Here is an 11,950-nt window from a genome sequence, read left to right as displayed (position 1 = left end):
CCGGCTACAGCGAGAATCCGCCGTCGGTGGTCAGCACCTGACCGACCACCCACGAGCCGGCGTCCGTGCACAGCCAGCCGATCAGGCGGGCAGGGTCGTCGGGGCGACCGACACGGCCGAACGGCGTGCCCGCGATCCAATCCTCGACGCCCGACAGATCGCGATCCGTGGTGTCGGCATCGAGGTAGCCCGTGTTCACCGGACCCGGATTGACGGTGTTCAGCACGATCCCGACATCGAGCAGCTCGGCCGCAGTCGAACGGGTGATCCCCGCGAGCGCGGCCTTGCTCGTCGCGTACGAGATCTCGCCGCGCATCGCCCCGTGCCCCTGACCCGAGGTCATCCAGACGACGTGAGCGGTCGGCTTCTCGAAGGGGCCGAGCGACGGGATGCTGTCGCCGGGGCGACCGACCGGAGTCTCTGCACCGCCGAGTTCTCGGCGTACTCGATTCGCCAGCCCGGCTGTGAGCAGCAGCGAGGCGCGGGTGTTGGCCTGCCAGTGCGCGTCGAGTCGGTCGGCGGTCATGTCGAAGATCGTGCCGTCGCCGCCGCTCATCGCCTGGTTGCAGATGACGATGTCGAGCCGACCCGAGAGCGCTGATGCCGCGTCGAGCAGAGGGTCGATGCTGGCCGGGTCGCGGAGATCCGCCTGGGCGTCGCCCATCATGGCCCCGGATGCGAGGGAGTCGTGGATGCCGGCGCGAACCGCGTCGAGGTCGTCCCCGCCCCACGGGTGGTCGAGATCATGGGGGCGGAAGTGGTGGAAGAACACGTTCGCGCCGAGGGACGCGAGCGTCGTCGCGGTCGCGAATCCGATGCCGCGTCTGCGGGAGACGCCGGTCACCAGAGCAGTGCGTCCGAAAAGGGGAAGGTCGTGGGAGTGCATGGCGATGCGCCTTTCGATCGATGGAGCCCCGGGCACGCCGAATGGCGGTCGGAGGCGGGGGAGGGATCGAGTCAGCTGCACTTCATGGGCGTCAGCGTAGCAGGAGGCTCGGTCAGCCTTCTCGACACGGATGCGGCGGCGCTACGCTGGCGTCATGTTGTACGAGCACCTCGGGGCTCGGCCCCGGATCCATGACACCGCCGTCGTCGCTCCCACCGCCGTGATCTCCGGAGACGTGACCATCGGCCCTGACTGCCAGGTGCTCCATGGCGCCGTGATCACCGCAGAAGGAGGGCCGATCACGATCGGCGAGCACGTGATCGTGATGGAGAACGCGCTCATCAGAGCCACGGCCGCGAACGCCGTGCACATCGGTGCGCACACCCTCGTGGGAACGCTCGCGAGCATCGCCGGCGCGACCGTGGGCGAAGAGGTCTTCTTCGCGTCCGGGGCACGGATCTTCAACGGTGCGCTGGTCGGGGATCGATGCGAGGTGCGGGTGAACGCCATCGTGCACCGACGAGCGGTGCTCCCGGCCGGAACGGTCGTGCCGATCGGCTGGGTCGCGGTCGGAGATCCCGTGCAGCTCCTGTCTCCCGACAGGGAGGAGGAGATCTCCGCCGCGCAACCCGAACTCGACTTCCCCGGGCACGTCTTCGGCGTGGATCGCGACACCCCCGACCTCATGGTGCAGCTCACCGAGCGCTACGGCAGCTCGCTGGCCCGGCATGCCGACGATGTGCGTCTCGACGCCGACGGTCGCGCGGCGGGTCGCGGGTGAGTGACGGCGCGGGGCTCGTCCGACCGGACATCAGCACGGACGACGCCGCGCTGATCGCTCGCGAATGCTACGGAGTCGAGGCGGTGGCGACCGAGCTCGGCAGTAATCAGGACCGCAATTTCGTGCTGGTCGAGCCGGACGGATCGCGCAGCGTGCTGCGCGTCGACAACCCCGTCTTCGGTGACGACGCGAGAGCCGCGCAGCATGCGGCGCTCGATGCCTATCGCGCGGCCGGCGTGCGGGTTCCCGCCGTGCTCCCCGGACTCGACGGTCAGCTCACGCAGCGCTGGCGGGGATTCGCGGTGCGCCGCAGTGAGTTCGCCGCGGGTGAGCCGATGGTCGATGCGGGGTATCTGGCTCCCGTGGTCCTCGCCGAGTTCGGCGCGCTGGCGGCGGCATCCGTGAACGCGCTCGCGGGTCTCGCGCATCCAGGGCTCGAGCGCGACCAGATGTGGGACATGCGCGTCGCCTATGCCCAGATCGGCGCGCTCGCCCCGGCGGTGACGGAGGCCGAGCTGCGCTCCCGCGTGCGCACGGCCGCGGAGGACGCGCACAAGGCACTGTCGATCGTGGCCGCTGCGTTGCCGGTGCAGCCGATCCACGGCGACCTCACCGACGACAACGTCACCGGGACGCGCGGTGACGATTCCCGGCTGCACCCGCACACCGTCCTCGACCTGGGCGATCTGGGGCTTGGCTGGCGCGTCGCCGAACTGGCCGTATGCGTCTCGTCGATGCTGCACCACGAGCCGGAGCGCCCGCTCCGTGCCCTCGATACCGTGGCCGCGTTCCATGCCGACGCACCGCTCAGCCGTGACGAAGCGCTCGCCGTGTGGCCACTGGTCGTGCTGCGAGCGGCTCTGCTCGTCGCCAGCGGATGGAGACAGCTCGCGATCGACGGAGACAACGACTACGCCCGCGAGCGGATCGCAGGCGAGCAGGCGATCTTCGACGCCGCGACGGCCGTTCCGCTCGCCGAGGCGACCGAGCTGGTGCTCGCTCGGCTCGGGTTCGAGTCGCCGGAGTTCGAGGCGCCGACGCCGACCGCCTCGCACACGGCGGTGCCGGAGCCGGAGACCCGGGAGCCCGAGGCGCAAGAGCCTGAGGCGCAAGAGCCCGAGGCGCAAGAGCCCGAGGCAGCAGTGGCGGAGGCTCCCGAGCCCGAGAAGACCGAGCCCGAGACTGCTGAGCCCGGGACTCCTGAGCCCGGCCGTTCGCCGTTCGCTGCTGCCGACGATGCACGCCCCGAGCTGTCGACCCTTCTTCCGGAGCTCGACGGTCGCGTCGTCGTGGTCGACCCCGGTGTCGAGGCTGAGGGGCTGGACGCAGGCCGGTGGGCGCATCCCGACGCCGAGGCGCTCCTCGTCGCCGAGGCCCACGCGAGGGGTGCGCGAGCTGCCGTCGTTCCGTACGGCGTGTTCCGGCTCACTCGCACGGCGGTCGACACCGCGAGCGCTGTGGCCACCTGGCCGATCGAGACCGAAGTGCACGTCGCCCCTGGGCCGTCGTCGCGGATGATCGCGCCGGCAGAGGGCGAGCTCAAGATCACAGAGGGTGGGGTGCGCATCGCGCTCGACACCGGGTGGGTGCTCGAGCTCCGGGGCGCCGACCTCGAGCCGAACCGCAGCGGCCGCGTCGAGCGGGGCGAGAGCATCGGCAGGCTCGCGGCATCGTTCGAGAACAGGACGATCGTCATCGGCCTCAGGCGAGCCGATGCTCCGCCGCTTCCGGCGCCGCGGCCCGAAACGTCAGTCGCCGCGCATCTCGTGGCACCCGATTGCGTCGCGGCGTGGCGCCGCTTCACCGCCGACCCGGCTGCGCTGCTCGGGCTTCCCTCCCACGCGCAGCACGACGAGGCCGCCCAGGAGCTCGAGCGCAGGGAGCGCATCTTCGCGACTGCTCAGGAGCGCTACTACGAGCATCCGCCGCAGATCGAACGCGGCTGGCGGCACCATCTCGTCGACACGACCGGTCGCAGCTATGTCGACATGGTGAACAACGTCGCGGGACTCGGCCATGGTCATCCCGGAGTCGCGGCGGCCGCGAACCGGCAGCTGAAGACGCTCGCCACCAACTCGCGGTTCCTGTTCCGCGATCTCGCCGAGTACAGCGAGAGGCTGATCGCGCTGATGCCCGAGGGGAGCGGTCTCGACACGGTGCTGCTGGTGAACAGCGGCTCGGAGGCGGTCGATCTCGGCATCCGTCTGGCGCAGGCGGCCACCGGACGACGCACGGTGGTGGCGCTCCGAGAGGCCTACCACGGGTGGACGATGGCAAGCGATGCGGTCACGACCAGCGCCTACGACAACCCGCATGCTCTCGAGACGCGGCCCGACTGGGTGCACATCGCCGACGTGCCCAACCCGTTCCGCGGCACCTACCGCGGACAGGACACGGCCGGCCGCTACCTCGCCGATCTCGCCGCAGACCTCGACGGTCTCGTCGCAGACGGCAGAGAGCCCGCAGCCTTCCTGTGCGAGTCCGTGCTCGGAAACGCCGGGGGAGTGCTCCTGCCCGACGGCTATCTGGCGGGCGCCTACGAACTCGTGCGCGCGGGGGGCGGTATCTGCATCGCCGACGAGGTGCAGGTGGGCTTCGGTCGCATGGGGTCGACCTTCTGGGGGTTCGAACAGTCCGGAGTGGTCCCCGACATCGTCACGATCGCCAAGCCGATGGGCAACGGCTTCCCCATCGGGGGCGTGATCACATCGAAGCGGATCGCCGACGCGCTCAGCAGCCAGGGGCAGTTCTTCTCCTCAGCGGGTGGCAGCACCCTCAGCAGCAGCGTCGGCCTCGCCGTGCTCGACGCCATGGTCGAGGACGATCTGCAGCGCAACGCCCTCGAGGTCGGTGGACATCTGGCAGACGCGCTTCGTGCGCTCGCGGAGCGGCATCCGCTGATCGGTCCTGTGCACGGCGAAGGGCTCTATCTCGGCGTCGAGCTGGTGCGCGATCGCGAGACGATGGAGCCGGCGGATGCCGAGGCCGCAGCGATCTGCGAGCGGATGCGGGAGTTGGGCGTGATCGTGCTCACGACCTCCGAGCGATCGAACGTGCTGAAGATCAAGCCTCCGCTCTGTCTGTCGATCGAGAGCGCCGACCACGTGGTCGCGATGCTGGATCGAGTGCTCACTGACGGGTGGTGATCGGGCGGCCGATCTTCGAATCGAGTCGGTTCGCGGCATGTTAAATGCGTATTTCGAATCAGATCTGCTCTTCCGCTGAGGAATATATCGGGTACATACTGAGCGTCAGCGTCGGATCGCCCGAAGTCCGACCCATGCGCTGTTCCCGAAGGAGTACTCATGGCCACGCCCATCAAGACGAAGCCGCTCGCGCAGGGCGGCGGAAGACTGCGACGCAACCTCGGTCTCTGGGCGATCGTCGGTCTCGGTCTCGGCTACATGACGCCGACCGTCGTCTTCGACACCTTCGGCATGGTGGCTCGCGACACCGACAACGTCGTTCCCGCCGCCTACCTCGTCGCCCTCGTCGTGATGGTCTTCACGGCGATCAGCTACGGCAAGATCTCCCGTGCCATCCCGAGCGCCGGTTCCGCCTACACCTACGTGCGCGAGTCGATCCATCCGAACCTCGGCTTCATGGTCGGCTGGACCTCGCTCATCGACTACGTGCTTCTCCCGATGGTCAACTGCCTCATCATCCGCAGCTACCTCGAGGCGCTGTTCCCCGACATCCCCGGCTGGATCTGGGTGGTGCTCTACTGCATCCTCGTCACGAGCATCATCTACATGACCATGCGCGGCACCTCGAACATGAACATGATCCTGCTCGTGTTCTCGATCGTCGTGATGGTCGTGTTCGTCGTCATGGTCGTCGCCCAGCTGATGCGTGGTGAGGGTGCGGGGACGATCGCGTCGGCAGCTCCGTTCATCCACGACGGGGCGACGATGAGCGCGGTGCTCATGGGCGCCACGATCGTCTGCTTCTCGTTCATCGGCTTCGACGCCGTGACGATGTACGCCGAGGAGGCGAAGGACCCGAAGATCATGCCGAAGGCGATCCTGCTCACGGTGCTGCTCGGCGGAGCGATCTTCCTCGTGGCCGCGTACGTGACGCAGCTGCGGTTCCCGGACTGGAACGAGTTCGCTCCCGGTGGCGACATGCAGTACGTCGAGGACTCGACCCTGCCGATCATCGGCAACCTCGTCGGCGGCAACGTGCTCATGGCCGTGCTGACGGCTGCGGGCTTCTGCGCGACCCTGGCGTCCGGGCTCGCCTCGCACGCATCGGTGTCGCGCATGCTCCTCGTGATGGGACGCAACAACGTGCTGCCGCAGAAGGCCTTCGGCTACATCAACCCCCGCACGCACACGCCGACCTTCAACATCGTGCTGGTCGGCGCCATCTCACTGCTCGCCATCCCCTTCACGCTCGAGCTGATCGCGGCGTGGATCAACTACGGCGCGCTGATCGCGTTCACCTTCGTGAACATCTCGGTGATCGCCTGGTTCGCGATCCGCAAGGGTCGGCGTCACACGCCGCGCGACATCTTCTCCTACATCGTGATGCCGGGAATCGGCATGCTGCTCACCGGACTGCTGTGGGCGAACTTGCACGCGGACGCCCTGACCGGTGGTCTGATCTGGACGGCGCTCGGGCTGATCTACCTCGCTGTGATCACGAGGGGCTTCCGCAAGAAGGTCGTCGCGTTCGACGAGAACCAGGCGGTGACCGGATTCAACAAGGTCGTGAAGGTGCCGGTCGACGAGAGCTGACGACGCGGGATGCAGAAGAGCCGCCACCCGTGAGGGAGGCGGCTCTTCACCTGTGTGCGGGACGCGAGTGGGCTCAGATCACGCCCTGCGCGAGCATCGCGCCGGCGACGCGCTCGAAGCCGGCGATGTTCGCCCCGGCCACGTAGTCGCCCGCGACGTCGTAACGCTCTGCGGCGTCGAACGCGGCGCTGTGGATGTCGGCCATGATCTCGCGCAGCTTGTTCTCGCTGGCGTCGAAGCTCCACCGCTGACGCGAGGCGTTCTGACTCATCTCGAGTGCGGAGGTCGCCACGCCTCCGGCGTTCGCGGCCTTGCCGGGCGCGAAGAGCACGCCGGCGCCCTGGAACGCCTCGACGGCGGCGGGGACGCAGGGCATGTTCGCGCCCTCCGAGACGGCGCGCACGCCGTTGGCGATGAGCGCCTCGGCAGCGTCGAGGTCGAGCTCGTTCTGCGTGGCAGAGGGCACGGCGATGTCGACGGGGACCTCCCAGACGCTGCCGCCCTCGACGAAGCGCGCGCCGGGGCGACGGTTCGCGTACTCGACGATGCGGGCGCGCTCGACCTCCTTGATCTGGCGCAGCAGGTCGACGTCGATCCCGGCGTCGTCGACGACGTATCCGGAGGAGTCGGATGCGGTGACAGCGGTCGCGCCGAGCTGCGATGCCTTCTGGATCGCGTAGATCGCGACGTTGCCCGAGCCTGAGACGCCGACGCGCTTGCCGTCGAGCGAGTCGTTGTGGACTCCGAGCATCTCCTGCGCGAAGAACACGGCGCCATAGCCCGTGGCCTCGGTGCGCACCTCGGCGCCACCCCAGCCGGTGCCCTTGCCGGTGAACATGCCCGACTCATGACGGTTGGTGATCTTGCGGTACTGCCCGAAGAGATACCCGATCTCGCGGCCGCCGACGCCGATGTCACCCGCGGGGACGTCGGTGTGCTCGCCGAGGTGGCGGTAGAGCTCGTTCATGAACGACTGGCAGAAGCGCATGATCTCGCCATCCGATCGGCCGTGCGGGTCGAAGTCGGAGCCGCCCTTGCCGCCGCCGATGCCCTGACCGGTCAGCGCGTTCTTGAAGATCTGCTCGAAGCCGAGGAACTTGATGATCGACAGGTTCACCGAGGGGTGGAAGCGCAGTCCGCCCTTGTACGGGCCGAGAACCGAGGAGAACTGGATGCGGTAGCCGCGGTTGACCTGCAGGCGACCGGCGTCGTCGACCCAGGGCACCCGGAACAGGATCTGCCGCTCCGGCTCGACCAGGCGGTCGAGGATGCCGCCGTCGACGAACTGCGGGTTGCGTGCCAGCACAGGGGCGATCGAGTTCAGAACCTCGTGCACGGCCTGCTGGAACTCGGGCTCGTGCGGGCTGCGGACGAGCACCGTGTCGAACACGGGCTGCACGGACTCTGCGAGCGGGTGGAAGTCGGCGGATGGCGAAGAGGTCACGCGAAAGAGCTTTCTGATCGGGGGATGGTGCTGCGTGCGATCGTGTCGCGTGAGGGTACGCCGGATCGGGCGGAGTTTTCACTCTAGCGGGCACGCAGATGTGAGGACCTTCGCACAGGCATGCGCTCGCTCAGGCGCGACGGGCGTGGATCACCCGGTGTTCTGCAGACCGGCCGCGACGCCGCTGACCGAGAGCAGCAGCAGGCGCTTCTGCTCGTCGTCGGCTCCGGATCCGGTCGCCTCACCGGGGTCGCGCAGGGCGCGCAGTGCGCGCAGCTGCAGCAGCGACAGCGCGTCGACGTATGGCGTGCGCAACTGCACCGCGCGCTGCAGGATCGGCTTGTTCTCGAGCAGCCCGACGCCACCGGTGAGGCGGATGACCCATTCGCGGGTGAGCGCGAGCTCGTCCAGCACGAGCTGGGCGAGATCGTCGCGGTCACCGAGTGCGAGGTACTGGCGGGCGATGCGCTCGTCGGTCTTCGCGAGGCTCATGGCGACGTTGTCGATCATGGTGCGCAGCAGCGGCCAATCGCGGTAGGCCTCGATGAGTCGTGCCTCGTCGCCGACGGCGGCGAGAGCCGTGCCGAGGCCGAACCAGCCGGCCAGGTTGATGCGGGCCTGGGTCCAGGCGAACACCCACGGGATGGCACGCAGGTCTTCGAGCGACTCGACCGACAGCCCCCGCCGGGCAGGACGCGAGCCCAGGGCGAGCAGACCGATCTCCTCCAGAGGAGTCACCGTGGCGAACCAGGGAGCGAAGCCCTCGGCCTTCACGAGCGAGAAGAACCGCTCGCGTGACGAGGCGTCCATGACGGCGGCGATGTCGGAGAAACGCGCCGCGGCGTCGCTCGTGTGCTTCTCGACGCTCGGCGAGGACGCGAGCAGGGTCGCCGCGGCGACCTGGTCGATGTGCCGCATGGCGATGGCAGGCTCGCCGTAACGGGCGAAGATGACCTCGCCCTGCTCGGTCAGCTTGAAGCGCCCGTCGACCGAGTGCGGCGGCTGCGCGAGGATCGCCGAGTTGGCCGGTCCGCCGCCGCGTCCGAGGGCGCCGCCGCGTCCGTGGAACAGCGTCAGCTTGATGTCCGACTCCTGTGCCCACTGCGCGATCTTCTCCTGCGCCTCGTACAGCGCGAGGTTGGCGGCGACCGGGCCGACGTCCTTCGACGAGTCCGAGTAGCCGAGCATGACCTCGAGTCGGTTCCCGGTCGCTGCGAGGCGAGCCTGGAACTCGGGGAAGGTCACCGCCTCGGCGAGGATGCCGGGAGCCGCCTGGAGGTCGGCGAAGGTCTCGAACAGGGGCACGACGTCGAGCACGGGCGCATCGTCGCCGAGCGCATGCGCCGCGAGCCTGTGGACGTTCGCGAGGTCGGAAGCGGCCTGCGTGAACGACACGACGTAACGACCGGCGGCACGGAGTCCGCGGTCGCGCTGGATCTCGGCGATCGCGCGGAAGACCTCGAGCACCTCTTCGGTCTGCGTGCTGATCGCCTCGCCGCTCTCGAGCTCTGCGAGGGCCTTCGCGTGCACCTGCGAGTGCTGGCGCACCTCGAGCTCGGTGAGGTGGAAGCCGTACGTCTCCACCTGCCAGATCAGGTGCTGCACGCCTCCGAAGGCGTGGCGCTTCGCACCCGCATCCGACAGCGACGACTGCACCACGCGAAGGTCTTCGAGCAGCTCCTCCGGGCGGGCATACCCCTCCTCGTCGCCGTGCCTGGTGGCAGCGACGCGATGTGCCAGGGCGAGCAGCACCCGTCGGTGGGGCTCGCCGGGGGAGCGGGCGGCCAGTTCGTGCGCGACCCGCGGCTCGGCGGCCGCGAACGAATCCCAGAGCGCCGAGACGGCGTCACTCGGGGGAGTGTCCTCGGCGCTGAGGGTGAGCGTGCGGCCGATGCGCTCGAGCGCGCGCTCGAGACCGCGCAGCACATGGTCGGAGGCGATCTGCGACGCCTCTCGGGTCACGGATGCCGTCACGAACGGGTTGCCGTCGCGGTCGCCGCCGACCCAGGAGCCGATGCGCACGAAGGCCGGGACGACCGGTGCGCTCGAGCCGGAGTCGTCACCGCGCAGTGCGTCGTCGATGCGGCGATACACGTGCGGCACGGTGGTGAAGAGCGTCTCGTCGAACACGCCCATGACCGTGCGCACCTCGTCGGTCGGCGACGGCTTCTCGGCTCGCAGCGGTGCCGTGCGCCAGAGGGTGTCGATCTCCTCCAGCATCCGACGCCGGGCGCGGTGCTCCTCGGACCCGCCCTCGCTCGCCGCGTCGTGCTGCGTGAGCAGATCGGAGAGGCGGCGGATGCTCGACGACACGGCGCGACGGCGCGCCTCGGTCGGGTGGGCGGTGAACACCGGGTGGAAGCGCAGGCCCTCGAGACGACGGCGAGCCTCGTCATCGCCGACCTCGGTCTTCAGGCGCGCGTACGCGGTGGCGACCGTGTCTGCCGCATCCTCGCGACCGGGCTGGCCGGCGCGCTCGCGCAGAACCCGCACGCGCTGGTGCTCCTCGGCGAGATTGACGAGGTGGAAGTAGCAGGTGAACGCGCGGGCGACCTCGTCGGCGCGTGCGATCGTGAACGACTCGGCGATCGCCGCAGCGCGGTCGAAGGCGTCGGACGTCTCCTCGTCATAGGCCTGGATCGTCGCCAGTCGCAGTCGCTCCACGTCCTCGAAGAGGTCGTCACCACCCGACTCGCGCAGAACCTGGCCGAGAAGGGCGCCGAGCATTCTCACATCGGTGCGCATGGCATCAGGAATGCCGCGGCCTGCTTCGAAACGGCCGATGATGCGGATGGCCGAGGTGTCAGTGGGCTCGGGGAAGGCGTGTTCGGGGGTCACCGTTCGAGAGTATCCCGGCTCGGGGCCGTGCTCTGAACGCATGACGATGTGAGACGCGCGAGGCAGCCGCAACTACCATGGGGGCGATGCGCATCTCCGCGAACCCCCTCCGTGGTCAGCAGTTCCCCGCTGTCCTCCTGCTCGTCGCGGCAGGACTGGGCATCCTGCTGGCGAACCTCCCTTCGCACGATGCGCTCGCCGCAGTCCTCGACTTCCATATCGCGATCCCCGGCACCGTCCTCGACCTCTCGGTCGAGCACTGGGTGTCCGACGGGCTGCTCGCGGTGTTCTTCCTCGTCGTGGCGATCGAGCTGCGGCATGAGCTGACCCACGGTGAGCTCGACTCGCCGAGCAAGGCCGTGCAGCCGGCCATCGCCGCCGCTGGTGGTGTGCTGGTGCCGATCGCGGTCTATCTCCTCATCGCGGGCGACTCGGCGACCGTGACCGGTTGGCCCATCCCGACCGCGACCGACATCGCCTTCGCGCTCGGCGTCCTCGCCATGTTCGGCCGGGGGCTTCCGTCGAACGTCCGGGTGTTCCTGCTCGCGCTGGCGATCCTCGACGACATCATCGGCATCATCTTCATCGCCGTGCTGTTCGCGCACGATGTGCAGTGGCTCTTCCTCGCGCTCGCCGTCGCCGCCGTCGTCGCCTTCTGGCTGCTCAGCAGGCTGCTGCATGCCAAGGGGCATCCGGCGGTCGCCGTCGCGATGGTCGTGGTCGGCATCGTCGCCTGGGGCCTGGTGGCGTCCTCGGGGATCCATGCCACGATCGCGGGCGTGATGCTCGGGCTCGTGATGTCGCCCGTTCCCGCCGCACGCACCCGACACGCTCTCGAGCCGACGGTGAACGGCGCGATCCTGCCGATCTTCGCGTTCGTCGCCGCCTTCGTGGTGATCCCCGCGCTCTCGCCGACAGAACTGTCGCCCGCCTTCTGGGGAATCGCCGTCGCACTGCCCGTCGGCAAGATCATCGGCATCTCCCTGTTCGGGTGGCTGGCGATGCGGATCCGCCCCCGGGGCGCGGCGCCCGCCCTGCCGTTCGCCGACATCGTCGCCGCCGGCGCACTCGGCGGAATCGGCTTCACCGTCTCGCTGCTGCTGCTGGCGAACCTCGCCTTCGCGACCGATGCGGGCATCCGCGACCAGGCGATCCTGGGCGTGCTCGTCGGCTCGCTCGTGGCGCTCGTGCTGTCGGGGATCATCGTCTCGCTGCGTGCACGCGCGTACCGACGCCAGGGCGTCGTGACATCGTGATCACGA

General features: G+C 69.0%; 7 protein-coding genes. 4 read left to right on the top strand and 3 right to left on the bottom strand.

Translation table 11 applies throughout. The features are described from left to right. Positions 1-4 precede the first annotated feature (4 nt). Positions 5-886 carry an SDR family oxidoreductase gene (locus tag OB895_RS06395; protein ID WP_311879513.1) on the bottom strand — a complete coding sequence of 294 codons (882 nt, stop codon included), beginning with the start codon at positions 884-886 and terminating at the stop codon, positions 5-7. A 154-nt stretch (positions 887-1,040) separates the two neighbouring features. Between OB895_RS06395 and OB895_RS06390 the strand changes: the two genes are divergently transcribed. The 3 genes from OB895_RS06390 (at position 1,041) to OB895_RS06380 (ending at position 6,406) form a co-directional block, all read left to right on the top strand. Further along, positions 1,041-1,667 (top strand): gamma carbonic anhydrase family protein, encoded by a 627-nt coding sequence (locus OB895_RS06390; RefSeq protein ID WP_042542210.1) that lies wholly within the window; start codon positions 1,041-1,043, stop codon positions 1,665-1,667. After that, positions 1,664-4,813 (top strand): aminotransferase class III-fold pyridoxal phosphate-dependent enzyme, encoded by a 3,150-nt coding sequence (locus OB895_RS06385; protein WP_311879510.1) that lies wholly within the window; start codon positions 1,664-1,666, stop codon positions 4,811-4,813. The genes OB895_RS06390 and OB895_RS06385 overlap by 4 nt, the downstream gene beginning before the upstream one ends. A gap of 159 nt (positions 4,814-4,972) precedes the next feature. Further along, positions 4,973-6,406, top strand: coding sequence for an APC family permease (locus tag OB895_RS06380; RefSeq protein WP_079112487.1), 1,434 nt, complete (start codon positions 4,973-4,975; stop codon positions 6,404-6,406). Positions 6,407-6,479: 73 nt separating this feature from the next. Here the strand turns inward: OB895_RS06380 and gdhA are convergent, their stop codons facing one another. After that, complete coding sequence (gdhA, locus tag OB895_RS06375) at positions 6,480-7,850, bottom strand: NADP-specific glutamate dehydrogenase (protein ID WP_042542082.1); 1,371 nt, start codon at positions 7,848-7,850, stop codon at positions 6,480-6,482. A 150-nt stretch (positions 7,851-8,000) separates the two neighbouring features. Further along, positions 8,001-10,688, bottom strand: a complete 2,688-nt coding sequence (locus OB895_RS06370) for a phosphoenolpyruvate carboxylase (RefSeq protein WP_311879508.1) — start codon at positions 10,686-10,688, stop codon at positions 8,001-8,003. Between the two features lie 86 nt (positions 10,689-10,774). On the opposite strand from OB895_RS06370, the gene OB895_RS06365 reads away from it, so the two are divergent. Continuing rightward, complete coding sequence (locus tag OB895_RS06365; protein WP_311879506.1) at positions 10,775-11,944, top strand: Na+/H+ antiporter NhaA; 1,170 nt, start codon at positions 10,775-10,777, stop codon at positions 11,942-11,944. Positions 11,945-11,950 lie beyond the last annotated feature (6 nt).

The sequence above is a fragment of the Microbacterium forte genome (genome assembly GCF_031885415.1).
In the GTDB taxonomy this organism is placed as follows: domain Bacteria; phylum Actinomycetota; class Actinomycetes; order Actinomycetales; family Microbacteriaceae; genus Microbacterium; species Microbacterium forte.
The sequence above is the reverse complement of the archived record's forward strand: the minus strand, read 5'-3'. Positions and strand labels throughout refer to the sequence as shown.